Raw genomic sequence first — 23,534 nt, 5'->3', positions numbered from 1 at the left:
GGCTACTCGACCAGCATGAATCGAGACGCCCCTTCGAGCTACTCGACCAGCATGAATCGAGACGCCCCTTCGGGGCTACTCGACCAGCATGAATCGAGACGCCCCTTCGAGCTACTCGACCAGCATGAATCGAGACGCCCCTTCGGGGCTGCTCGACCCGTATGCGGCGACGTACGGCTTACTTGGTGCCGAGGAGGTCGATCACGAAGATGAGGGTCTTGCCGGAGAGGGGGTGGCCTCCGCCGGCGGGGCCGTAGGCGAGGGCAGGCGGGCAGATCAGCTTGCGGCGGCCGCCGACCTTCATGCCGGGGATGCCCTGCTGCCAGGCGCGGATGAGGTTGTTGAGGGGGAAGTTGATCGACTGGTTGCGGCTCCAGGAGGAGTCGAACTCCTCGCCGGTGTCGTACTCGACGCCGAGGTAGTGCACGTCGACGGTGGAGCCGGGCTGGGCCTCGGCGCCGTCGCCGATGACGAGGTCCTCGACGACGAGGGTGTCGGGGGCCGGGCCGTCGGGGGCGTCGAGCTCGGGCTTGGTCAGGTTCTCGCTGCTCATGCTCTCCATCCTAGGAGGGCCGCCCTGGACGCTCGATCCCTGCCGGCCTCCACTCCGGACCGGCTCACTCCACCAGGGTGAGGCGCTGCGTCGGCCGGGTCATCGCGACGTACAGCGAGGCGGCGCCGCGCTCCTCCGCCGCGATCAGCCGCGGCCGGGCGATCACGACGGAGTCGAACTCGAGCCCCTTCGCGTCGGCCGTCGAGAGCACGGCGACCGGCCGGTCGAGACCGCGGGAGCCGCGGCCGACCTCGCGGCCGAGCTCCTGCTCCAGCCGCGCGGTGATCGCGTCGAGCTCGTCGTCGGGCGCGATCACGGCGAGCGTGCCGTCCCCGATCGCGCGGTCCTCCAGGACGACGGCGAGCACCCGGTCGGCGAGCACGGCGTCGCCGCGGTCGCGCACGGTGCGGACCGGCCACTCCGTGGAGCGCACCGCCTCGCCCGGGGTGATCTCGAGTCCGTTCTCGCGTGCGGTGCGCTCGGCGTAGGCGACGATCTGCGCGGGCGTGCGGTAGTTGACGGTCAGCTCCTCGAGGCGCCACGGAGCCGCCTCGCCGTCGCGGCCCTGGCGGCCGAAGGTGTCGCGGAGCGCGGCGTCCCAGCTGGACGCGGCCGAGGCTCCGGACGCCTGGGCGACGTCGCCGACGATGGTGAAGGAGCGCATCGGGCAGCGGCGCAGCAGCACCCGCCACTGCATCGGCGAGAGCTCCTGCGCCTCGTCGACCACGACGTGGCCGTAGGTCCAGGAGCGGTCGGCCGCCGCGCGCTCGGCGGTGGTGCCGACGCTGGTGCGCTCGGCGAAGCCCGCCGCGAGGTCCTTGGCGTTGACCATCCCGTCGACGCCCATGTTGCGGATCGCGGCCTCGGCGTTCTCGACGTCCCGGCGGCGCTGCTCCTTCTCGGCCTTCTTCTGCGCGTCGGCGTGGTCGTCGTAGGCGCCGAGGAGCTCGGCCGCCTCGTCGAGCAGCGGCACGTCGGAGACGGTGAAGGCGGCGTCGCGGTCGCGGCGCAGCAGGGCGCGCTGCTCGGGAGTCCAGCGCGGGGTGAGCGAGGCGAACCAGTTCGGCCGGGCGTAGAGGTCCTGCAGCAGCTTCTCCGGGGTGAGCGGGATCCACGCGGTGTTGAGGGCGACGCGGACGTCGTACGCGGTGCGGACGTCCTCGCGGAGGACGGCCTCGTCGGCCTCGTCGACCGTGTTGCCGTGGCTGCGCAGCTGGTCGGCGAGCTGGCGGGTCAGCTGCGTGATCATCGCCTTGACGAAGGTGACGCGGGCCTCGTTGTGCGGCTTGCGGGAGTCGCGGGCGCGGGTGATCGCCCGCTCCACCTCGTGCGGCTCGAGCCGCAGCTTCTCGCCGTTGACGTCGAGGACCAGCGTCTCGGCCGGCACGGCCTGGCGCGAGCGGACGGCGCGCTTGAGCAGCTCGGCCATCCGCGCGGAGCCCTTGACCCGGGCGACCGCCGGGCGGTCCTCCTCGATCAGGTCGAGACCCGGGTAGAGCTGGCCGAGGGTGGAGAGCACGACGCCGGTCTCGCCGAGGGAGGGCAGCACCGCCTCGATGTAGCGCAGGAAGGAGCGCGACGGCCCGACGACGAGCACCCCGGAGGAGGCGATGCGGTCGCGGTGCGAGTAGAGGAGGTAGGCGGCGCGGTGAAGCGCCACGGCGGTCTTGCCCGTGCCGGGGCCGCCCTGCACGACGAGCACGCCGCGCAGCTCGGAGCGGATGATGCGGTCCTGCTCGCTCTGGATGGTCGCGACGATGTCGTGCATCCGCCCGGTGCGCTGGGCGCCGAGAGCCGCCATCAGGGCGCCCTCGCCCTGGAGCGCCGTGCCCTCGCGGAGCAGCTCCTCGTCGAAGACCTCGTCCTCGAAGCGGATCACCTCGCGGCCGCGGAGGGTCAGGTGCCGGCGGGCGCGGGTGCCCATCGGGCGGGCGGCGGTGGCCTGGTAGAAGGCGGCCGACTGGGGAGCGCGCCAGTCGAGCAGCAGGGTGTCCTGCTCGTCGTCGCGGAGGCCGATGCGGCCGATGTAGCGGTGCTCCGTCTCGGCGTCGGCGAGGGTGAGCCGGCCGAAGGCGAGCCGGTCGTCGGCGCCCGAGAGCGAGCGGATGCGGTCCTCGTAGAGGCGCGCGAACGCGTCGCGCTCGGACCGGCTCTGGTGGTTGCCCCCGACGCTCTCGATCCGGACCGAGTCGAGCGCCTCCCTGGACTGCGCGATCAGCTCGTCGAGGCGGGCGTAGAGCCCCGCCACGTACGCGCGCTCACGCGAGAGCTCGGACTCGAGGATCGTGTCGCTGTCCGTCATCGTGCGCCCTTCCGTGCCGGTTCCGCGGTCTCGGGCGGGAGGCGGTTGCGCTCCGGGGACCGTCGAAAACAGGCGGTCCAGTCTAACGACCGCTCGGGCGCCGACCGGCGCGACGGGGCTTCTCGCGCCTCGCCGTGGGCGAACGGCGCCGCCCTCTTGCGGGCGGCCGCCGAGAGGCGCATGCTGTCCTCCAAGAAGAGCTCGACGCCCCGTCAGAGCAGCCGGCCCTGCCGCTGCCGCAGGGCGTCGAGGTCTTTAACGGGCGTTCTCCGGCGCCGATCTCGTCGGGCCCGCTCGGGAAGAGAAGCGGCCGCCCCCGCGTTGCACGGTGCATGCCTTCGACGAGCAGCACTGTCACCGCCCCCTCCCGCGCCTCGATCGACACCACCGAGTCGGCCCGCGCCGGCTGGGAGTCGTGGCTCGCGCGCCGTGCCGAGCGGGTCACCGGCCCGCGCGGCGACCTCGCCCTGGTCGAGACCCGCTGGCTCGAGCCGGGCGAGCGCGTCGACGACGAGGCCGCGCTGGCCGGCTACGGGCCGACCGCGACCCTCACGCGCATGCGCCGCGCGAGCCTGGACACCGGCGAGGAGGAGTACGGCTACCGCGTCTGGGACGCGGCCTCCGAGGGCATCCGCTCGTTCGACGCGATCGAGACCTTCCCCTTCGACGCCGCCTGGGTGCTCGAGGCCTGGTTCGAGCCGGTCGACGACGCGCGCACCATCCCGTTCGAGCACCTCCGCGACAACGGGGCGACGCGCGACCTCGTCGTGCCCGGCGACATCACCTTCTCGCTCGTCGACGACGGGCGGGCGCACGAGTACACGGTCGCCGCGTTCGACGACGGCGGCACACTGCTCGTCCCGTTCGGCGACCCGACCAACCGCAGTGACGACCCGGAGCTGAAGAGCTACCCGGTCGGCCGGTTCCTCGTGGTGCAGCGTCTGGGCGGAGCGGCCGACGCCGGGACGCCCGGCCCGGTGCTGCTCGACTTCAATCGCGCCTACATCCCGCCGTGCGGCTTCTCGCCGCACTACAACTGCCCGCTGCCGCCCGCGCAGAACCGCCTCGGCGTCGCGGTGACCGCCGGCGAGCGCCGGGTTCTGCGCGCCGACTGAGGCCGCTCGGACTCAAGGTCGGCCGTCTCCCGCGGGAGGCGCCGGCCTCGGGTCCGCCGACCTCGGCTCAGAGACTCTCCCAGGTCGTGCGCGCGGCAGGGCCCGGCACGATCCGGACGCGGTCGATCGACGACCGACGCCCCTCCGGGTCGACGAAGGCGAGCTCGAGACGCTCGCCCGAGTCCGCATCGGAGGCGAGCGAGGCCGCGCCGTGCGGGGCCGGGCGGTTCTCGTCGCCCCACTGGGCGAGCGCGACGAGGACGAGCTTGAGCGCACGGCCCTGCTCGGTCAGCTCGTAGCGCGAGCGCTCCCGCGAGCCCTCCGGCCGGTAGGGCACCTTCTCGAAGACGCCCGCCTCGGTCAGGGTCCGCAGCCGCGCCGAGAGCACGTCGCTCGGCACCCCGAGCCGCTCGCGGAACTCCGAGTAGGTGCTCGCCCCGCGCAGCGCCTCGCGGACGATCAGGAGGCTCCAGCGCTCGCCGAGCAGTTCGAGCGACCGGGCGACCGAGCAGCGCTCGGCCCGGTCGTCGTCGACGTCGACGGGGCTGCGGGCGGTGGGCACTCACCGAGACTAACCCGGCTCGACCTCGCTTGGACATTCCAAGCCAGGGCACTAGCGTGACCTCCATGCCGACTCCCAGCACCCTCGTCCGCCCTCCCGTGCGCTTCGGGCGGCGAGGCGCCTTCTGGGTCTCGACGCTCGTGCTGGCGCTCTGCCTCTGGTCCAGCGGCGCCCCCTCCGTGCTCTACCCGAGCTACGCCCAGGAGTGGGGCCTCTCCCCCGTCGTCATCACCTCCGTCTTCGGCGCCTACCCGGTCGCGCTGCTGCTCGCGCTGCTCCTGGTCGGCGGACTGTCCGACGCGATCGGGCGGCGGCGGACGATGCTGCTGGGCATCGCGCTGATCGCGGTCTCGGCGGTCGTGTTCTCGCTCGCGGACGGCGTCGCGCTCCTCTACGTCGGCCGGGCGATGCAGGGCATCGGGACCGCGCTGGCGCTCAGCGCGGCGAGCGCCTCCCTCGTGGACGACAACGTGTCCGCGAACCCGCGCCTGCCCTCCTCGCTCACGACCGTGTCGACCGCCGCGGGGCTCACCCTCTCGCTGCTGCTCTCGGGCGCGCTCGCCCAGTACGCGCCGCTGCCGCTGCAGCTGAGCTACTGGGTCCTGGCGCTGGTCGGGGCGGTCACCCTCGTCCTGCTGGCGCTCGGCCGCGACGACCGCCCGGTCGCGGGCGCCCGCTGGCGGCCGCATCTCCCCTCCGTGCCGGTCGGCCTCCGACGGGCGTACGCCGGCGCGACCCTCGCCGTCTCGGTCGCCTACGCGGTCGGCGCCCTCGTGCTCTCCCTCGGCGCCCAGATGGCCCGGGAGCTGACCGGCACGACCGACCTGCTCGTGATCGGCTCGGTGCTGGCGCTGTCGTCGATCGTGATCGGGCTCACCGCCCTGGCGATCCAGCGCGTGCACGCGCACCTCGCGATCATCGTCGGCGCCGTGGTCGCGATCGCCGGGCTCGCGCTGATGGAGTGGACGGCGGCCAGCGGCTCGCTCGTGCTGTTCGTCGCCTTCATGATCGTCGGCGGCGTCGGCTACTCGCTCAGCTTCTCCGGCGGGCTCGCGCTGGTCGGGCAGGCGGCTCCGGCCGAGCACCGCGGCTCGATGATCTCGGCCGTGTACCTCCTGAGCTATCTGGTCCAGGCGATCACGGCCGTCGCGGCCGGGGCCGTGGCGACGGCGCTCGGGCTGGAGGCGGCGATCGACCTGGTCGCGCCGGCCGTGGCGGTCCTCGCTCTCGCCTCGGGGGTCGTCGCCGTCGTCGATCTGCGGCGTCGCCTCGCGGAGGGGCGCGGCGTCGAGGCGGCGCCTGTCGCGGAGGTCGCGGCGGTGCAGCCGCGCTGATCAGCGCGCTCGCCTGCGGAGAGCGGCGTCAGCTGAGGGCGGCGTCAGCGGACGGCGATCAGGCGGCCGAGCGCCTCGGGCAGCCGGCGCAGCACCGAGACGTGGCCGTCGCCGGGGTGCTCGATCAGCCGGGCGGTCGGGAGCAGCGCCCGGAGCCGTCGGGCGTGGTGCGCCGGGATCACGCGGTCGAGGCCGCCCTGGACGAGGACGACCGGGCAGCGGATCGCCGCGAGGTCGACTCCCCACGGCGCGGCGAAGGCGACGTCGTCGTCGATCAGGCCGCCGTCACCCCACTGCTCCGAGCGCGCGACGTCCTCGCCGAGGGCCGCCCACTCCTCCTCGAGGGCCGCGTAGTCGGCCGCCACGAACGACTCGGGGTCGAACTCGTCGGTCTCGGCGAAGCGGGCGCGCGCCTCGCGGCCGTCGCGCGCCGACGCGAGGCCGCCCGGAGCGGCCATGCCGTCGAACCAGACGGGGTCGCCGTCGTCCGGGGCGGGTGAGGCGAGGACGGCGACGCCGTCGACCCTGTCGCCGAGCAGTGCGGCGCAGGCCAGGGCGTGCGGGCCGCCGCCCGAGGCGCCCGCGGTGAGGATCCGGTCGAGGCCCAGCGCGTCGAGCACGGCGCGGACGTCCTCCGCCGCGGAGGCGACGTCGCGGCCCGGCCGCGCGGTCGAACCGCCGTAGCCGGGGCGGGCGTAGGAGAGGAGACGGAGTCCGCGCGCGCGGGCGGCCTCGAGCACCGGGGCGAGCAGGGCGCCGGTCTGCGGGGAGCCGTGCTGCCAGAGCAGCGGCCGCCCCTCGTCGCCGCTGTCGTGGACGACGAGCGTCCTGCCGTCGCCGGTCGCGACCTGGATGGTGGGCGCCATGTCCTGCTCCTGTCCTCTCGCGGACCCCGCGGCCCGCTGATCCCTCGGTCCGGACCGCTCAGCCGCCGGTGAGCGCCGCGCGGCGGGCGACGAGCTCGTCGAGCAGCACGCGCTCGTCGACGGCGGCCGCTCGACCGCCGCGGCCGGCGAGCTGCTGCTGGCGCACGTGCGCGAGCCTCGTCGCGGAGCGGATGAAGCCGCGCATCGCCCGGGGCCGGTCGCCCCCGGCCACCCGGGCCCAGCGGGCGGCGGTGCGACGACCCTCGGCGGTGCCGATCATCCGCACCTCGGTCGGCGAGAGCCAGCCGGCAGCCGCATAGTCGCCGAGTCGCTCGAGCGTGACCCGCCGCTCCTGCCGGCGCAGGAGCGCCACGTCCACCACGGCGACCACGAACAGCGGCACCTGCACCACGCCGTAGAAGCCGAACCAGTCGGCGACGAGGAAGGACGAGCCGTTCCAGAGCGCGTGCAGGAACGCCGCGAGGGCGAGTCCCAGGAGCGCGATCGGCAGGCGCGCGGCCGGCGGGCGGCTCATCGCGAACCCGAGGGCCGCACCGGTGCAGGACGTGAAGAGCACGTGCGCGAAGGGCGACAGCACGCCGCGGAGGAAGAACGTGACGGCGAGCGAGCCGAGGCCGCCCTCCACCAGCGCGCTGCCGAAGTAGAGGATGTTCTCGACGAAGGCGAAGCCGGAGGCGACGACCGCCGCGTAGACGATGCCGTCGACCGGTCCGTCGAAGCTGCGGCGCCAGATCAGCAGGATCAGCAGCACGCCGAGGCCCTTCGCCGACTCCTCGACGATCGGCGCCTGGATCACGGCGCCGACGAAGTCCGACTCGCTGGGCTGCGCACCGGAGGCGTAGACCGCGATCTGCACGCCGAGGTCGACCAGCAGCGAGATGGCCACCGAGCCGGCCGCTCCCCAGAGGAAGGCGAACCAGAGGCCGAGCGGCGCTTCGGGCTCCCAGCGGTCGACCCAGCGGACCCCGGCCAGCACGATCAGCAGCGGCACCAGGGCGACGACCGCGCAGATCCCGGCCGCGGTCGCGCCGAGCCCGGAGACGACGTAGGCGAGGACCAGCAGGAGCAGGACGCCCAGCAGCGCGACGCCGATCGCGCCCAGCACCGTCGGGACGATCGAGGGGCGGGCGGGGGCCTGCGGCGGATAGGCGCTCATGGGCTCCGAGAGTAGGGCACCGGCGGGCGCGCGGTCCGGCGCTTGACAGGGGTGCGGGTGGGGCGTGCCGCGGGACCGCCATGGTGATCGAGTAGCCCGCCCAGCGGGCGAATCGAGATCCACCACCGTGAAGAGGGACGCCGCCGCATCCTCCCCTCACCGCCGAGTCGCGAAGCGGCTTCGTCGTGCGGGTCGGAGGCAGCGCAGCGCGCGGAGCCGTGTCCGATTCCCGCGATCCTCCGGCCGCGGGGCGTGCCAGTCTCGGAGCATGATCGAGGATCCGCTGTTCGAGGAGCGCTACCGCGCGGTCGCCTCGCGCGACTCCCGCTTCGACGGCCGGTTCATCACCGGGGTGCACTCGACCGGCATCTACTGCCGGCCGAGCTGTCCCGCCACGACGCCCCGGCCCGCGAACGTCCGGTTCTATCCGACCGCGGCAGCCGCGCACGAGGCGGGGCTGCGCGCCTGCAAGCGCTGCCTGCCGGACGCGGTGCCCGGGTCGCCGGAGTGGAACCTGCGCGACGACACCGCGGCGCGCGCGATGCGGCTGATCGGCGACGGTGTGGTCGATCGCGAGGGGGTCGAGGGGCTGGCCGGGCGGCTCGGCTACGGCTCGCGCCAGCTCGGGCGGATCCTGCGCGTCGAGCTGGGTGCGCCGCCGCTCGCCCTCGCCCGGGCGCAGCGGGCGCAGACCGCCCGGCTGCTGCTCACCGGCACGGAGCTGCCGGTCTCGGAGGTGGCGTTCGCCGCGGGGTTCGCGAGCATCCGGCAGTTCAACGCGACGATCCAGGAGGTGTACGAGCGGAGCCCGAGCGCGCTGCGAGCCTCGGCCCGGGGAGGCCGGTCGGAGGCGGCCGTGCACGCGGGCGCGACGACGCTCGAGCTGCGGCTCGCCGTGCGGGCGCCGTTCGATCCGGGCGTGCTCGCCGTCCTCGGTGCCGACGCACTGCCGGGGCTCGAGGAGGCGGGGCAGGGCCGGTACTCACGCTCGCTCGCGCTGCCCGGCGGCCCGGCGGTCGTGCGGCTCGAGCAGGACGGCGGTGCCCTCCGCTGCACCGCGACCCTGGTCTCGGTGGCCGACGTCGGACCCCTGGTCGCGCGGGTGCGCCGGCTGCTCGACCTCGACGCCGACTCCGCCGCGATCGACGAGGCACTCGGCGCCGATCCGGTGCTGGCGCCGTTGGTCGCCGTGACCCCCGGGATCCGCCTGGCGGGCTCCGTCGACTCGGCCGAGATCCTGCTGCGCGCGCTGATCGGGCTCGGTGCGCCGGCTGCGGTCGCGCGCACGGCGCTGACCCGGCTGGTCTCGGCGCTCGGCGAGCCGCTGCCCGCCGGCCTCGCCGCCGGCGGCGTCACGCATGCGTTCCCGTCCCCCGCCGCGGTCGCGGAGAGCGGAGCGGACGCGCTGCGCGGCTCCGAACGCCGGGTCGAGACGGTCCGGCGGAGCGCGGCCCTCCTGGCCGACGGCACTCTGCGCCTGGACGCGGGCCTCCGCCGCGAGGACCTGGTGGAGCGCCTGCTCGCCGTCGACGGCATCGAGCCGGCGACGGCCGCCTCCGTCGCGGCGCGGATCACCGGCGACCCGGACGTCCTGCCGGCCGGCGACCACGCGGTCCGCGCCGGCGCCGCCGCACTCGGCCTTCCCTCGACTCCCCGAGCCCTCGCCGAGGCCGCCCGCCCCTGGGCCCCCTGGCGCAGCTACGCCGCCCTGCACCTCGCCGCGAGATGCCACTTATGAGCGCGACACGCCGCGAAACGCGGTCACAAGTGGCATCTCGCGGAATGCGGACCACGACGCACCAGCACTGAGTGCGACCCGCCCGGGTGATGCTCCTCGGCAGCTGCGCGCAGGTGCTCCCCGCGAGATGCCACTTATAAGCGCGACACGCCGAGGAAAGCGTGCACAAGTGGCATCTCGCGGAGGGGGCGGGGCGGGCTACTCCGTGGGGGGCTCGATGATCGGGAGGGCCGCGGTCATCGCCTCGATGCCGGAGAGGCGGGCGGGCGAGATGAGGCGCAGGACCTCCTCTCGAGACATCAGGCCGGCCTCGACGACGAGGTCGGCGACGTTGCGGCCGGTGGCGAGCGCCGCCTTCGCGATCGCCGCCGACGCGGTGTAGCCGATGCTCGGGGTCAGCGCGGTCACGACGCCGACGGAGGAGGCGACCATCGCCTCGAGCCGGTCGACGTTCGCGGTGATGCCGTCGATGCAGTTGATGCGCAGGGTGAGGCAGGCCTGGGTCATCCAGGTGATGCTCTGCAGGAGCGAGTGCGCGATGACGGGCTCGAACGCGTTCAGCTGCAGCTGACCCGCCTCGGCCGCCATCGTCACGGTGACGTCGGCGCCCGCCACCGAGTAGGCGACCTGGTTGACCACCTCGGGGATCACCGGGTTCACCTTGCCGGGCATGATGCTCGAGCCCGCCTGGCGCGACGGCAGGTTGATCTCGCCGAAGCCGGCCTGCGGGCCGGAGGAGAGCAGACGCAGGTCGTTGCAGATCTTCGACAGCTTGATGGCCGAGCGCTTCAGCGCGCTCGAGAACGACATGAAGACGCCGGTGTCGCTGGTGGCCTCCACGAGGTCCTGCGCCATCTCGAGGTCGAGGTCGGTGAGCTCGTTGAGGTGGCGGACGGCGGCGGCGCCGTAGCGCGGGTCGGCGGTGATGCCGGTGCCGATCGCGGTGGCGCCGATGTTGACCTCGGCGAGCAGCCAGATCGTCTCCGAGAGGCGCGCGTGGTCCTCGCCGAGCGTGGTGGCGAAGCCGTGGAACTCCTGGCCGAGGGTCATCGGGACGGCGTCCTGCAGCTGGGTGCGGCCGACCTTGAGGACGCTGCCGAACTCGACGGCCTTCCGCGAGAACGCGGCCTGGAGCAGGGCGAGCTCGTCGAGCAGGCGGCGCAGCGACCAGGTCATCGCGATCTTGATCGACGTCGGGTAGACGTCGTTCGTCGACTGGCTGCGGTTCACGTCGTCGAGCGGGTGCAGGAAGGCGTAGTCGCCCTTGGGGCGCCCGGCGATCTCGAGAGCGACGTTGGCGACGACCTCGTTCGCGTTCATGTTGGTCGAGGTGCCCGCGCCGCCCTGGATCACGCCGACCACGAACTGGTCGTGGAACTCGCCGTCGATGATCCGGCGGCAGGCCTGCTCGATCAGCTCGGCCTTCGCCGGGGCGAGGCTGCCGATCTCGGTGTTCGCCCGGGCGGCGGCGAGCTTGACGGTCGCCAGGGCGCGGACCAGATCGGGGTAGATCGAGATCGGGCGCTTGGAGATCTGGAAGTTGTCGAGCGCCCGGGCGGTGTGGATGCCCCAGTAGGCGTCGGCCGGGATGTCGAGCGAGCCGAGCGAGTCGGTCTCGGTGCGGGTGTCGGCGTCCACGGGGGGTCCTTCCGGCGGGGCCTGCAGGGCGGTGCCCCGCGGGCCGTTGCTCACGGGGTCATTGCTCGCAGGGTCGGTGCTCTCGGGGAGGGTGGTCGAGGCGGATGTCACGTCAGCTCCGTCGCTGTCGTCGTGCGGCCCCGAAGGGTGCAGGGGGTCCGCGAACTGCGCCGCCAGCCTACGCCGGGGCTCCGCTCCGGGCGGATCGGCGGCGTTCGGCGCAGGCTCCGGCTCGCCTCCTGCTCGACGGATCGCCGGACGCCGGTCAGGTGGACGGATCCACCGTCGGTCAGGCCACCTCGGATGAAGCGGCCACTGAAGGTCCGTGGCGCGCAGAGTGGCCCTTCTTCTCGCCACCAGGGACGCGTGGACCGGGCCACTCTCGGAGCATCACCTCGAGATCGGATGCCCCATGCTCGCCCTGCTCCTCGTCCTCGCGATCGTCCTCGCTCTCCTCGCCGCCGTCGCGGTTCCGCTCGCACTCGCGGTCCGGCGCGACGGCTACTCCCCCGTCGCGTTCGACCGCGCCTACGACAGCCGGGGCGGCGGCGCCTGACACGGTGCCGCCGCCCCGCCCCGCCCGCGCTCAGTCGACGCGGTCCGGCTCCGGGATGCTCGGCGCGGCCTGCAGTCCGCCGCTCAGCGCGTAGCGCTCCTCGGGCGAGAGGACGAGGCGCTTTCGGCCCCAGACCGCGAAGCCGATCAGGATGATCACGTACACCACGGCGATCGCGATGATCGCCGGCTGGAACGCGTCGTTGAAGAGGAAGCCGAGGAAGATCAGCACGTTGATCAGCGCCGCGATCACCGCCCCCGGGAGGCCCCACGGGCTGCGGTACGGGCGGCTCGCGTTCGGGAACCGGCGGCGCAGCAGCACGAAGGACACCATCTGCATGAAGTACGCGACGACCGCGCCCCAGACCGCGATGTTGAGCACGATCGCGCCCGCGACAGCGCCGGCGTTGTCCGGGTCGAGCCGGCTGAGCACGTCGACGACGACGAGCGCGACGAAGCCGATCACGGCCCCCACGGTCAGCGCGATCCACGGAGTCTGGCGCTTACCCGTCAGCGAGAACACCCGCGGGTAGTAGCCGGCCCGGGAGAGCGAGTACATGTTGCGCCCGTAGGCGAACATGATGCCCTGCAGCGAGGCGAGCAGCCCGATCAGGGCGAAGAGCGCGAGCACGGCGGCCGCGCCGTCGCCGACCATCGCGCGGAAGCCGTCGAGCAGCGGCTCGGTCGACTCGCCCATCACCTCGGAGCCGATCAGCGCCGTGTTGAGGAAGAGCACGAGCAGGCCGGTCACGATCAGGGTGCCGCGGGCCCAGAAGCCGGCACGGGGGATGTCGCGGACCGGGTCGTGCGCCTCCTCCGCCGCGAGCGGCAGCTCCTCGATGCCGAGGAAGAACCACATGGCGAACGGCAGCGCGAAGAGGATCGGCAGGACGCCGTGCGGGAGGAACTCGGTCTGACCGGCGTCCGGCGCGATGTTCCACAGGCTCGACCAGTCCAGCGCCGGCGAGAGCAGGGCCATCACGGAGAAGGCGAGGAGGATCGCGATGGACACGATCGAGACGACGATGGCGAAGCGGAACGAGATCGCCGCGCCCGCGGAGTTCAGCGCGACGAAGACGATGTAGAGGACCAGCCACCAGATCCACATCGCACCGGAGAGGTCGAAGCCGAGCAGCTCGCTCGTCACCCCGTTCGCGTACTGCGCGGAGAAGAACACGACCACGGCGGTGGTGGCCACGTACTCGATGGTCTCGGCGAGCCCCGTGACCAGGCCGCCCCAGGGCCCCATGGCCGAGCGGGCGAAGGAGTAGGCGCCGCCGGTGTGCGGCATCGCGGCGGACATCTCGCCGATCGAGAAGATGAGGCCGTAGTACATCACCACGAGGACGGCGAAGGCGATCAGCATGCCGCCGAAGCCGGCGAAGTCGATGCCGAAGTTCCAGCCCGAGAAGTCACCGGAGATGACGGCGGCGACCGCCAGTCCCCACAGGCCCCAGACGCCCGCGGAGCGGCGCAGGGTGCGCTTCTCGAAGTAGCCGGCCTCGGCCTCGCGATAGGTCACCCCCGCGGTGCTGGTGACGTTCGCGGAGTCGGGCCCGGACGCCGCCGGACGCCTCGCACCCTTGCTCGTCGGAGTCTGCTTCGTCTGCTCTGCCATCGGGTCTCCTCGGCTCGGGTGGTCCGAGCATAGGGACCTCAATGGACGCTGGGAAGACCGATGGCGTTACGACGGTGTGAACGGCGCGATCCGAAGGTCCGGTGGATCGACGCGCATCCCGCGCCGTCGGTGCCGGCATCACTCCCTCGGGAACAGCGGCTGTGCTTCAATGGACCCCGATCCGACCATGCGGCCTCGTCCGGCCACCCGGCGGAGTGACCCCGGAGGCATCCCATGGCACCTGTCAGCGCCGAGAGCAGTGCCGCCGATCGACGCAGTGCCGCCGACCCCGCCCCGGTGCGGGGCATGCTCACCCTCGAGCGACTCGACACCCTCATCGAGGCCGGTGAGATCGACACGGTGATCGTCGCCTTCACCGACATGCAGGGCCGGCTCGTCGGCAAGCGCATCTCGGCGCGGCTGTTCCAGGACGACGTCGCCGCGCACGGCGCCGAGTGCTGCAACTACCTGCTCGCCGTGGACGTCGAGATGAACACCGTCGCGGGCTACGCGATCTCGAGCTGGGAGCGCGGCTACGGCGACATGAAGATGATCCCGGACCTCTCGACGCTGCGTCTCGCGCCGTGGCTGCCGGGGACCGCGCTGGTCACGGCCGATCTCACCTGGCTCGACGACGCTCCGGTCGGCGAGGCGCCGCGGCAGATCCTCCGCGCGCAGCTGGACCGCCTGGCCGAGCGCGGCCTCGAGGCGTTCGTGGCCACCGAGCTCGAGTTCATCGTGTTCGACGACTCCTACCGCGAGGCCTTCGCGAAGGGCTACCGCGGCCTCACTCCCGCCAGCGACTACAACATCGACTACGCGCTGCTCGCCTCGACCCGGATGGAGCCGCTGATGCGGGACATCCGGGTGTCGATGGAGGGCGCCGGCCTGTACTGCGAGGGCATCAAGGGCGAGTGCAACCTGGGCCAGCAGGAGATCGGCTTCCGCTACGACGCCGCGCTCGTCACCTGCGACAACCACTCGATCTACAAGTCGGGGGCGAAGGAGATCGCCGACAAGCACGGCAAGAGCCTGACCTTCATGGCCAAGTTCAACGAGCGCGAGGGCAACTCGTGCCACATCCACCTCTCCCTCCGCGGCACCGACGGCACGCCCGTCTTCGCCGACGCGGAGAGCGAGCACGGGATGTCGCCGCTGTTCCGGCACTACTTGGCCGGCCAGCTCGCCGCGATGCGCGAGTTCACCCTCTTCTTCGCGCCGAACATCAACTCCTACAAGCGCTACGTCGACGGGTCGTTCGCGCCGACCGCGGTCGCCTGGGGTCTCGACAACCGCACCTGCGCCCTGCGCGTCGTCGGCCACGGCGCCGGGATGCGCGTCGAGAACCGGGTTCCGGGCGGCGACGTCAACCAGTACCTGGCCGTCGCCGCGCTCGTCGCCGCCGGGCTGCACGGCATCGAGAACGAGCTGGAGCTCGAGGACGTCTGCACCGGGAACGCCTACGGCTCCGGAGCGCCGCGCGTCCCGACGACGCTGCGCGAGGCCGCCGACCTGTTCGAGTCCTCCGCTCTGGCGCGGGCCGCCTTCGGCGACGAGGTCGTCGACCACTACGTGAACAACGCCCGGGTGGAGCTCGCCGCCTACGACGCCGCCGTCACCGACTGGGAGAGGGTGCGCGGCTTTGAGCGGCTCTGACCCGCGGACGGACTCCGAGCACGCTCCCGTCGCTCCGCGCCCGATCATCGGACTCACCACCTACCGCGAGCGCGCCGTCTCGGGCGTCTGGGACGTCGAGGCGTCCTTCCTGCCCGCGAACTACATCGACTCGGTGACGCGGGCCGGCGGCGTCGCGCTGCTCCTGCCGCCGCAGCCCGCCTCGGCGGAGACCGCCCGCGCCGTCGTCGAGCGCCTCGACGGGCTGATCGTCTGCGGCGGCAAGGACATCGACCCCGCCCGCTACGGTCAGGAGGCGCACCCGGAGACCGATGCGCCCCGCCCCGAGCGCGACGCCTGGGAGGACCTCCTGATGACCGCCGCGCTCGAGGCCGACCTGCCGTTCCTCGGCATCTGCCGCGGTGCGCAGCTGCTCAACGTCTCGCTCGGCGGCACCCTGCACCAGCACCTGCCCGACGTGGTCGGCGACCGCCGCTACCAGGCGGGCGGCGGCGTGTTCTCGCACGTGGACGTCGCGGTCGAGCCGGAGTCACGCCTGCGCGGGCTGCTCGGCGAGGACGCCGTCGTCGCGCAGGTGTACCACCACCAGGCGGTCGACCGGGTCGCCGACGGCCTCGAGGTCGCCGCGCGGACCGCCGACGGCACCATCGAGGCGCTCGAGCTGCCGGGGCGCCGCTTCGCGCTCGGCGTGCAGTGGCACCCGGAGGAGGACACCGCCGACACCCGCCTCTTCACCGGCCTGGTGGCCGCCGCGCTCGCGCACCGCGCGGGCACCGGCGCGGCAGAAGGCTCCTCCCTCAGCACCCCGAAGGACGCACTCCGATGACCCCGCAGACGACGACCCCGCCGACGCCCACTCCGCAGACGACCGTGCAGACCCTCGTCGACCCCTCGACGGGCGCCGCCTTCGACGAGGTCGCCCTCGCCGACCTCGCGACCGTCGACGCCGCGATCGAGCGCGCGGCCGCAGCGCAGCGCGGCTGGGCGGCGCTGGCCCCGCTCGACCGGGCCCGCGCCCTCCGCCGGTTCGCCGCCGCCGTCGACAGCGCGATCGAGGAGCTGGCGCAGCTCGAGACCCGGAACTCCGGTCACCCGATCACGCAGTCGCGCTGGGAGGCGGGGCACGTCCGCGACGTCCTCGAGTACTCCTCCGCCGCTCCGGAGCGCCTGCTCGGCGCGCAGATCCCGGTCGCCGGCGGGCTGGACGTCACGGTGCACGAGCCCCTCGGCGTCGTCGGCATCATCACGCCGTGGAACTTCCCGATGACGATCGCCTCCTGGGGCTTCGCGCCGGCGCTCGCCGCGGGCAACGCCGTCGTGCTGAAGCCGGCCGAGTGGACGCCGCTGACGAGCCTCCGCCTCGCCGAGCTGGCCCTCGCGTCCGGACTGCCGGAGGGCCTCTTCCAGGTGGTGCCCGGCCGCGGCGACGTCGTCGGCGAGCGCTTCGTCACCCATCCGCTGGTCCGCAAGGTCGTCTTCACCGGCTCGACGCGCGTCGGCAAGCGGGTGATGGCGGGCTGCGCCGACCAGGTGAAGCGGGTCACGCTCGAGCTGGGCGGCAAGAGCGCGAACATCGTCTTCGCCGACTCCGACCTGGAGCGCGCCGCGAGCACCGCCCCCTACGGCGTCTTCGAGAACGCCGGCCAGGACTGCTGCGCCCGCAGCCGGATCCTCGTCGAGCGGCGCGTCCTCGACCGCTTCCTCGAGCTGCTCGAGCCGGCCGTGCAGGGCGTCGTCGTCGGCGACCCGCGCGACGAGGCGACCGAGATGGGTCCGCTGGTCTCCGCCGCGCACCACGAGCGCGTCGCCGCCTTCGTCCCGGACGGAGCGCCCGTCGCGTTCCGCGGCTCGGCGCCCGCCGGCCCCGGCTTCTGGTTCCCGCCGACCGTGCTGCTGCCCTCGAGCGGCGACCCGGTCTGGCGCGAGGAGGTCTTCGGCCCGGTCGTCTCCGTCCTCCCCTTCGAGGACGAGGCCGACGCGATCCGGCTCGCCAACGACACCGACTACGGCCTCTCCGGCTCCATCTGGACCCGCAACCTCGGCCGCGCGCTGCGGATGTCGCGGGCGGTCGAGAGCGGCAACCTGTCGGTCAACTCGCACTCCTCGGTCCGCTACTCGACCCCGTTCGGCGGCTTCAAGCAGTCCGGGCTCGGCCGCGAGCTCGGACCCGACGCGGCACTCGGCTTCACCGAGACCAAGAACATCTTCTTCGCGGCCGACTGACGCGCCCCGTTCCACCCCCCGCACCCTCCCGTGAAAGGCCGCACCATGGCTCTCCCTCCCCTCGACACCACCCCGATCGACCTCACGCAGCGGCTCGCCGGCAAGGTCGCCGTCGTCACCGGCGGCGCCAGCGGGATCGGCCTCGCCACCGCCACACGGTTCGCCCGCGAGGGGGCGCGCGTGGTGGTCGCCGACGTCGACGTCGCGCGCGGCACCGAGGTGGCGGCGGCGCTCGGCGGGATGTTCGTGCGGGTCGACGTCACCAGCGAGGCGGAGGTCGACGCGCTCTTCCAGGCCGCGGTCGACGCCTACGGCTCGGTCGACATCGCCTTCAACAACGCGGGCATCTCGCCGCCCGACGACGACTCCATCGAGACGACCGAGCTGCCGGCGTGGGAGCGCGTGCAGGACGTCAACCTGAAGTCGGTCTACCTCTGCTGCCGCGCGGCACTCCGGCACATGACGAAGCAGGGCCGCGGATCCATCATCAACACCGCCTCGTTCGTCGCGGTGCTCGGCTCGGCGACGTCGCAGATCAGCTACACCGCGTCGAAGGGCGGCGTGCTCGCGATGAGCCGTGAGCTGGGCGTGCAGTTCGCGCGCCAGGGCATCCGGGTCAACGCGCTCTGCCCGGGTCCGGTGAACACCCCGCTGCTGCAGGAGCTGTTCGCGGCCGATCCGGTGCGGGCTCAGCGCCGGCTCGTGCACATCCCGGTCGGGCGCTTCGCGGAGCCGGAGGAGCTCGCCGCCGCGGTGGCGTTCCTCGCCAGCGACGACGCGTCCTTCATCACCGGGGCGACGTTCCTCGTCGACGGCGGCATCTCCTCCGCCTACGTGACCCCGGAGTGAGCGCGACGTGAGCGCGGGCACCGGGACGGGCGGGACGGACGACGACGCGGAGGGCCGCCCGGCGGCTCCCGCGGCGAGCGCCAGGGAGGCGATCCTGCGGCGGCTGCTCCGGAGCAACGCCTTCGAGGAGACGGTGCAGCGGCTGATGCAGACGGTGAACCTCGGGCTCGTGGGGCCCGGGGAGCGGCTGCCCTCCGAGCGCGAGCTCGCCGCGCAGCTCGGCGTGGGGCGCGACACCCTGCGCGAGGCGATCGCCTCGCTCGCGGACGCGGGCTACCTGGTGGTGCGGCGCGGCCGGTACGGCGGGACCTTCGTGGCGGAGGAGCTGCCGGCGGTGCCGGTCGGCCGGCGCGGCTTCGACCGGGCCGAGATCGATGACGTGGTGGCGCTGCGCGAGATCCTCGAGGTGGGGGCCGCGCGGCTCGCGGCCGGAGCGGACCTGACGGCCGCCGATCGGGAGCAGCTGTTCCGGACTCTCGCCGACGTCGAGGACGCGAGCCCCGAGGACTACCGGCGGCTCGACTCGCGGCTGCACCTGACCATCGCCGAGCTGGCCGGCGTCCCGTCGCTGCTGCCGCTCGTGGCCGAGAGCCGGACGCGGGTGAACGCCCTGCTGGACGACATCCCGCTGCTGCCGCGGAACATCGCCCACGCGGACGAGCAGCACCGGGCACTCGTGACGGCGATCCTCACCGGTCGGGCGGCGGAGGCGGCCCGGTTGATGACCGAGCACGTGCACGCCTCCGCGGCGCTGCTGCGGGCGTTCCTGACCTGAGTCGGGAGCGCCTGCCCGGTCAGTTGACGTCGGTGCCGGTGGCGATCGCGACGAACGGCACCAGCAGGCCGAGGAAGAGCAGGGCGACGACGAAGAGCACGACGAGGCTGATCATCACCGCGTTGAGGACGATGCCCCAGATCGCGAGCGTGCGGCCGGTCGGCTCGCGGCGGAGGCCCAGGATGCCGAAGACGAGGCCGGCGACGGGGGCGATGACGGTGAGGCCGAAGAAGACGGAGGTGACGCCGAGGATGAGGCTGGTCAGCGAGAACGGAGTGGACGGCGCCGGGGCGACGGCGACGGGCGGGACGCCGTACGGAGCCGGGTGCTGCGCGGCGGGCCGCTCGAACGGCGGGTCCTGCTGCTCGGACTGCTGCTGCCGCGACTCCGGGGCCGGGTCGGTGAGGACGGCGGTCGAGCCGTAGACCTCGGTGGGCTGCTCGTCGGCGGGGGTGGTGCCGGTGGTGCTGGCGGACGGGGTGGTCTCGGCGTTCGACATGGTCGGTGCTCCTTCTGCGGGGTGCGGTGCCGGGAGCGCCCGGCGATGCCTCCACGCTACGGAGGACGCGGATCCTCCCCCATCCGGCTAACCCCCGGGCGGGAGCGGGAACCCCCCGCTCACTCCCGGGGGCCGGTGCGAGACTGGGACGACCGGCGGTGCGCCGGGACGATCGCGAGGGAGCGGCCGCGGATGGACGACGACGAGACGCTGCGCCGTCGCCGCGACGGCCGCGGGGCCCGCGCGGTCTGGCTCGCCGGACTGTCGGCGCTCGCGGGCTTCGTGATCCTCTCCCCGCTGATCTCAGTGACGGCGACGGTGCTGGCCTGGGGCGCCCGGCGTCGCGGCGGCACTCTGAGCGACCGCAACGGCGTCGTCGCCGTGAACTGGCAGCTGACCTACCTCGCGCTCCAGCTGATGCTCGTGCCGCTGCACCTCGCGCTCGTCTCGGTCCGCGACACCTGGGGCGGCGGCTGGCCCACCCTCACCATCGCGGCGATCCTCGGTCTCTTCGTGCTGAACCTCGTGCTCTGCGTCGTGCTCGGCGTCCGCTCGGGACGGGGCCGCAGTGTCCGCCTCGTCATCGCGGTGCCGTTCGTCCGCTCCTCCCGTCCGGTGCGCTGACCGCGTCGAACATCGCCCTCCGCAGGGGCTTCAGCAAGTGAGCGCGCCGCCCAGGATTCCGAAGATCAACCCTCCTGTCGCCGTGACGACCGCTCCCGCCCCGGTGATCGCACCGCCCAAGCCCCCGAGCACGGCGGCGTTGACGCCCGATTTCGCCACGCAGTGACCCCACTCCTTCGAGGTCCAGTCGCTCGAGAAAGTCCCAGCCACCGCGCCTCCAGCAAGCGCTCGCTGGACCTCTGACGGCTTGAAGTGGAAGGTCATCGTGTCCGAGTCGTCAACGGTCCAGCTGCCGCTCACGGTCCGCCCGTTGCCGGCGCCGATCCTGGTGGGCAGGGCCTCCGAGGTGACGCTTCCATCGGTGATGCGGACCCGGCCGTCCTTCGACTTCACCGGTCTGGCTCCGCCGCCGACGTCGAAGGCGATGGTCGAGGCGGTCGTGCGCTTCACCGTCAACTCGACATGTCCCCTGGACTGCACCTGCGCCGGTGCTTCCACCGCGGCGGTTGCCGCGGCGAAGGGGGCTCCGCCGAGGGTCGCCACGCAGACAGCCGCCACGGTCAGTGTCATTCGAATGCTCTTCATCGAGTACCTTCCTGGATTTCGTCATCGGCGCTGACTGCGCCAGAAGGTGAGCACTGCACGGCAGAAGAAATAGGTGATCGCGATGGAGACGGAATTGATCACCACTGTCCACGGGTCGATCGCTCCGACTGCTCGGGAGATGGCGCCGCCGCACCACGATCCGACGAAGGCGATCACGCAGAATCCCCACGGTGTGCGTGTTCCCCATATCGGGGCTCGCTTCGGCTCGTCTTTCAGCTGCTCTGCCTCACCCATCTGAGAACCATACTGAAATGGTGACAATGGCTCCGGCCTCAGGACCGATTTCGCGAGGTTGGCGCGCGATCACGCCTCTCTCGGAGTCCGCTCGCCCGAACCGGTGGAGCGATCGCAACGGCGTCGTCGCCGGGGCCAGCAGCTGAGCCCCCTCCGTGCTCTGCGTCGTGCTCGGTATCCGCTCGGGATGCGGCCGGAGCGTCCGCCTCGTCATCGCGGTGCCGTTCGTCCGCTCCTCCCGACCGGCGCGCTGAGCGCGAGCCGAGGTCCCGTTCCGCGACGTCGACCGCAGCCTCCGTCGGTCGTCCTGCTCAGCGCCTGCGGTGCCGGAGGAAGAGCACCAGCCGGCTGACGAGGAGGGTGGTCACGACGGAGACGCAGATCGACGCGATGTTCAGGGAATCTGTCACGCCGGCGGCCCTGGCGACGGCGCCGCCGATGGTCATTCCGGCGAACAGGATCGCGAGGAAGCCCCATGGGGTGTGCTCCCCGTACAGCGACCTCCGGCCCTGCCGGGTACTCGAGTGCTCTGGCTCCGTCATCCGCACACCATACGCACATGGCCATTGAGGCGAGGCCCGCCGGCAGCGCTCGCGGGAGGATGGCGCAGGACGCACGCTCGTCGCCGGCCGAGGGTCCGACACCGGGCTCGCCGGTCCGGACACCGCGGAGCGCGGAGGAGCAGGCGTCCGCGGGATGGCAGGGTGGTGGGGTGACGCCGATCGCCTTCCCCCCGCCCGTGTCCGTGGTCGCCGACGACGGGACGCGGATCGCGACGTACGCGCTCGGCGACGAGGGGGCGCCGACCGTGCTGGCAGTGCACGGGTTCGCGTCGAACGCGGTGCTGAACTGGGAGACAGCGGGCTGGCTGCGGACGCTGAGCCGCGCCGGGTACCGGGTCGTCGCGCTCGACCAGCGCGGGCACGGCGCCAGCGAGAAGCCGCATCGCGCCGACGCGTACGGGGTCGACCTGATGGTCGCCGACATCGTGCGGGTCATCGAGACCTACGACCTGATCGCTCCGCACTACCTCGGCTACTCGCTCGGCGCGCGGATGGGCTGGGTGCTCGGGCTGGAGCATCCGGAGCTGCTGGCGACGCTCAGCCTCGGCGGGCTCACGGTGGGCGAGCCGCTGCGGCACTTCGATGCGGCGGCGGCCCGCGCGCGCGTTGCCGACGGCGGCGAGATCGACGACCGCTTCACCCGCGCGTTCATCGGCATGGCGGAGGGCGTCGCCGGGAACGACCTGGCCGCCCTGGTGGCGGTGGCCGACGGGGTGCGCGGCGGGGCGCATCCGGAGCTCGGCGCGCACCCCGAGCTGCCGACGCTGATGGTGACGGGCGGGGCCGACCCGATCGCGCCCGGTGGGGCGCGGCTGGCAGAGGAGGCGGGCGCGCACTTCGTCAGCGTCCCGGGACGCGACCACACGAGCACGGTGCCGGCGCGGGCGTTCAAGGACGCGGTGCTGGCGTTCCTCGCGGAGCACGCCTGACGCCGGCGTGCGATCCGCAGGCGATCCCGGCGGGAGCGCGCTCGCGTCCGCGCGGAGGCGCCGGCGGAGCGCCGGATCACCTGCAGATCGGACGGGACCGCCCGTGGAGGCGCGCGGCGTAGCATCGCGGGATGCTTGCGATCCGCGTCGAGAACCCCGGCCCCGACTCCCGCCTCGTGCTCGAGGAGACCGCCACCCCCTCCCCCGGACCCGGCGAGGTGCTGCTCCGCGTGACCGCGGCGGGCGTCAACCGCGCCGACCTCGGGCAGCGTGCCGGCGTGTACCCGCCGCCGGCCGGCGCCTCGGAGATCCTCGGCATGGAGGTGTCCGGGACCGTCGTCGGCCTCGGCGAGGGCGTCACGACGGTCGCCCAGGGTGACGAGGTCTGCGCGCTGCTCTCCGGCGGCGGCTACGCCGAGCACGTCGTCGTCGACGCGGGGCTGCTGCTGCCGGTGCCGGAGGGCGTCGACCTGATCTCGGCCGCCGCGCTGCCCGAGACGACCGCGACCGTCTGGTCGAACCTCGTGCTGGTCGCCGGGCTCCGCGCCGGCGAGACCGTGCTGATCCACGGCGGCGGCAGCGGAATCGGCACCACCGCGATCCAGATCGCCTCCGCGATCGGCGCCCGGGTGGCCGTGACGGCCGGCAGCCCGCGGAAGCTCGACGCCTGCCGGGCGCTGGGCGCGGACATCCTGATCGACTACCGCGAGCAGGACTTCGTGGAGCGGATCGCTGCCGAGACGGACGGCGGGGTCGACGTGATCCTGGATCCGGTCGGCGGCGACTACCTCGCCCGCGACGTCGAGGCGCTCGCGCTCGGCGGCCGCGTCGTCTTCATCGGCAACCAGTCCGGCGCGCAGGGCTCGCTCGACATCGGGACGCTGATGCGCAAGCGCGCGGCGGTGCACGCCACGACCCTCCGCGCCCGGCCGCTGGAGGAGCGGCGCGCGATCGTCGCCGCGGTGCGCGAGAGCGTCTGGCCGCTCGTCGCGGACGGGACGGTGCGGCCGGTGGTCGACGAGGTGATCCCGCTGGCCGAGGCCGAGCGGGCGCACGAGCGGATGACCGCCTCCGGGCACATCGGCAAGCTGCTGCTCACCCCGTGAGCGGGCGCTGACGACACAGCATCAGCCGAGAGG

The 23,534-nt window shown here is 73.3% G+C and carries 23 protein-coding genes; 12 read left to right on the top strand and 11 right to left on the bottom strand.

Going from position 1 to position 23,534, the window contains the following annotated elements; all coding sequences use genetic code 11:
* Positions 1 to 178: 178 nt before the first annotated feature.
* The gene (locus tag MT351_RS12885) at positions 179 to 553 is read right to left on the bottom strand and encodes an FKBP-type peptidyl-prolyl cis-trans isomerase (RefSeq protein WP_123447904.1); all 375 of its coding nucleotides are present in this window, start codon (positions 551 to 553) and stop codon (positions 179 to 181) included.
* A gap of 64 nt (positions 554 to 617) precedes the next feature.
* On the bottom strand, positions 618 to 2,855 hold the full coding sequence (locus MT351_RS12880) for a UvrD-helicase domain-containing protein (RefSeq protein WP_123737214.1): 2,238 nt from the start codon (positions 2,853 to 2,855) through the stop codon (positions 618 to 620).
* 332 nt (positions 2,856 to 3,187) lie between these two features.
* Here MT351_RS12880 and MT351_RS12875 point away from each other — a divergent pair, with 332 nt between their 5' ends.
* Positions 3,188 to 3,970, top strand: a complete 783-nt coding sequence (locus MT351_RS12875; protein WP_123737215.1) for a DUF1684 domain-containing protein — start codon at positions 3,188 to 3,190, stop codon at positions 3,968 to 3,970.
* Positions 3,971 to 4,037: 67 nt separating this feature from the next.
* On the opposite strand, the gene MT351_RS12870 is transcribed toward MT351_RS12875, so the two are convergent.
* Positions 4,038 to 4,532: a helix-turn-helix domain-containing protein gene (locus tag MT351_RS12870; RefSeq protein WP_123737216.1), complete on the bottom strand. Its 495-nt coding sequence runs from the start codon at positions 4,530 to 4,532 to the stop codon at positions 4,038 to 4,040.
* Between the two features lie 65 nt (positions 4,533 to 4,597).
* On the opposite strand from MT351_RS12870, the gene MT351_RS12865 reads away from it, so the two are divergent.
* Positions 4,598 to 5,866 carry an MFS transporter gene (locus MT351_RS12865; RefSeq protein ID WP_243582368.1) on the top strand — a complete coding sequence of 423 codons (1,269 nt, stop codon included), beginning with the start codon at positions 4,598 to 4,600 and terminating at the stop codon, positions 5,864 to 5,866.
* A gap of 44 nt (positions 5,867 to 5,910) precedes the next feature.
* On the opposite strand, the gene MT351_RS12860 is transcribed toward MT351_RS12865, so the two are convergent.
* Both MT351_RS12860 and MT351_RS12855 read right to left on the bottom strand, forming a co-directional pair.
* Complete coding sequence (locus MT351_RS12860) at positions 5,911 to 6,732, bottom strand: alpha/beta fold hydrolase (RefSeq protein WP_243582367.1); 822 nt, start codon at positions 6,730 to 6,732, stop codon at positions 5,911 to 5,913.
* 58 nt (positions 6,733 to 6,790) lie between these two features.
* Positions 6,791 to 7,909, bottom strand: a complete 1,119-nt coding sequence (locus MT351_RS12855) for a PrsW family intramembrane metalloprotease (protein WP_243582366.1) — start codon at positions 7,907 to 7,909, stop codon at positions 6,791 to 6,793.
* Positions 7,910 to 8,177: 268 nt separating this feature from the next.
* Between MT351_RS12855 and MT351_RS12850 the strand changes: the two genes are divergently transcribed.
* Entirely contained in the window at positions 8,178 to 9,647 is a 1,470-nt protein-coding gene (locus MT351_RS12850) for an Ada metal-binding domain-containing protein (RefSeq protein WP_243582365.1), read from the top strand.
* Between the two features lie 198 nt (positions 9,648 to 9,845).
* Here MT351_RS12850 and MT351_RS12845 read toward each other — a convergent pair whose 3' ends face one another.
* Positions 9,846 to 11,285, bottom strand: coding sequence for an aspartate ammonia-lyase (locus MT351_RS12845; RefSeq protein ID WP_243582364.1), 1,440 nt, complete (start codon positions 11,283 to 11,285; stop codon positions 9,846 to 9,848).
* 412 nt (positions 11,286 to 11,697) lie between these two features.
* Between MT351_RS12845 and MT351_RS12840 the strand changes: the two genes are divergently transcribed.
* Positions 11,698 to 11,841, top strand: a complete 144-nt coding sequence (locus tag MT351_RS12840; RefSeq protein WP_243582363.1) for a hypothetical protein — start codon at positions 11,698 to 11,700, stop codon at positions 11,839 to 11,841.
* A gap of 30 nt (positions 11,842 to 11,871) precedes the next feature.
* Here the strand turns inward: MT351_RS12840 and MT351_RS12835 are convergent, their stop codons facing one another.
* On the bottom strand, positions 11,872 to 13,458 hold the full coding sequence (locus MT351_RS12835) for an amino acid permease (protein ID WP_243582362.1): 1,587 nt from the start codon (positions 13,456 to 13,458) through the stop codon (positions 11,872 to 11,874).
* Positions 13,459 to 13,764: 306 nt separating this feature from the next.
* Here MT351_RS12835 and MT351_RS12830 point away from each other — a divergent pair, with 306 nt between their 5' ends.
* The 5 genes from MT351_RS12830 to MT351_RS12810 are packed head-to-tail and all read left to right on the top strand — an operon-like array spanning position 13,765 to position 18,940.
* A complete protein-coding gene (locus MT351_RS12830) occupies positions 13,765 to 15,114 on the top strand; it encodes a glutamine synthetase family protein (RefSeq protein ID WP_132438307.1) in 1,350 nt (449 codons plus the stop codon).
* The gene (locus MT351_RS12825) at positions 15,101 to 15,919 is read left to right on the top strand and encodes a gamma-glutamyl-gamma-aminobutyrate hydrolase family protein (protein ID WP_243582361.1); all 819 of its coding nucleotides are present in this window, start codon (positions 15,101 to 15,103) and stop codon (positions 15,917 to 15,919) included. The genes MT351_RS12830 and MT351_RS12825 overlap by 14 nt, the downstream gene beginning before the upstream one ends.
* Entirely contained in the window at positions 15,916 to 17,316 is a 1,401-nt protein-coding gene (locus MT351_RS12820; RefSeq protein ID WP_243582360.1) for an aldehyde dehydrogenase, read from the top strand. Before MT351_RS12825 ends, MT351_RS12820 begins: the two co-directional genes overlap by 4 nt.
* Positions 17,317 to 17,361: 45 nt before the next feature.
* Positions 17,362 to 18,165 (top strand): 3-oxoacyl-ACP reductase, encoded by an 804-nt coding sequence (locus MT351_RS12815; protein WP_243582359.1) that lies wholly within the window; start codon positions 17,362 to 17,364, stop codon positions 18,163 to 18,165.
* 7 nt (positions 18,166 to 18,172) lie between these two features.
* Positions 18,173 to 18,940: a FadR/GntR family transcriptional regulator gene (locus tag MT351_RS12810; RefSeq protein WP_243582358.1), complete on the top strand. Its 768-nt coding sequence runs from the start codon at positions 18,173 to 18,175 to the stop codon at positions 18,938 to 18,940.
* A gap of 19 nt (positions 18,941 to 18,959) precedes the next feature.
* Here MT351_RS12810 and MT351_RS12805 read toward each other — a convergent pair whose 3' ends face one another.
* The gene (locus MT351_RS12805; protein ID WP_243582357.1) at positions 18,960 to 19,439 is read right to left on the bottom strand and encodes a DUF4190 domain-containing protein; all 480 of its coding nucleotides are present in this window, start codon (positions 19,437 to 19,439) and stop codon (positions 18,960 to 18,962) included.
* A gap of 192 nt (positions 19,440 to 19,631) precedes the next feature.
* Here MT351_RS12805 and MT351_RS12800 point away from each other — a divergent pair, with 192 nt between their 5' ends.
* Positions 19,632 to 20,063: a DUF4870 domain-containing protein gene (locus MT351_RS12800; RefSeq protein WP_185020248.1), complete on the top strand. Its 432-nt coding sequence runs from the start codon at positions 19,632 to 19,634 to the stop codon at positions 20,061 to 20,063.
* Positions 20,064 to 20,093: 30 nt separating this feature from the next.
* Here the strand turns inward: MT351_RS12800 and MT351_RS12795 are convergent, their stop codons facing one another.
* The 3 genes from MT351_RS12795 to MT351_RS12785 all read right to left on the bottom strand — a co-directional run bounded on the left by MT351_RS12795 (position 20,094) and on the right by MT351_RS12785 (position 21,445).
* On the bottom strand, positions 20,094 to 20,648 hold the full coding sequence (locus MT351_RS12795) for a hypothetical protein (RefSeq protein WP_123737226.1): 555 nt from the start codon (positions 20,646 to 20,648) through the stop codon (positions 20,094 to 20,096).
* Positions 20,649 to 20,669: 21 nt separating this feature from the next.
* Entirely contained in the window at positions 20,670 to 20,903 is a 234-nt protein-coding gene (locus MT351_RS12790) for a hypothetical protein (RefSeq protein ID WP_243582356.1), read from the bottom strand.
* Positions 20,904 to 21,214: 311 nt separating this feature from the next.
* Positions 21,215 to 21,445: a hypothetical protein gene (locus MT351_RS12785; protein WP_123737227.1), complete on the bottom strand. Its 231-nt coding sequence runs from the start codon at positions 21,443 to 21,445 to the stop codon at positions 21,215 to 21,217.
* Positions 21,446 to 21,615: 170 nt separating this feature from the next.
* Between MT351_RS12785 and MT351_RS12780 the strand changes: the two genes are divergently transcribed.
* Together MT351_RS12780 and MT351_RS12775 are read left to right on the top strand one after the other, a co-directional pair.
* On the top strand, positions 21,616 to 22,395 hold the full coding sequence (locus MT351_RS12780) for an alpha/beta fold hydrolase (RefSeq protein WP_123737228.1): 780 nt from the start codon (positions 21,616 to 21,618) through the stop codon (positions 22,393 to 22,395).
* Positions 22,396 to 22,526: 131 nt separating this feature from the next.
* Positions 22,527 to 23,501 (top strand): NAD(P)H-quinone oxidoreductase, encoded by a 975-nt coding sequence (locus MT351_RS12775; RefSeq protein WP_123737229.1) that lies wholly within the window; start codon positions 22,527 to 22,529, stop codon positions 23,499 to 23,501.
* Positions 23,502 to 23,534 lie beyond the last annotated feature (33 nt).

Origin of the sequence: Rathayibacter sp. VKM Ac-2926 (assembly GCF_022815565.1) — a bacterium.
GTDB classification, from domain to species: Bacteria; Actinomycetota; Actinomycetes; order Actinomycetales; family Microbacteriaceae; genus Rathayibacter; species Rathayibacter festucae.
Note: the sequence above shows the minus strand (reverse complement) of the source record. Positions and strands in the feature narration are given on the sequence as shown.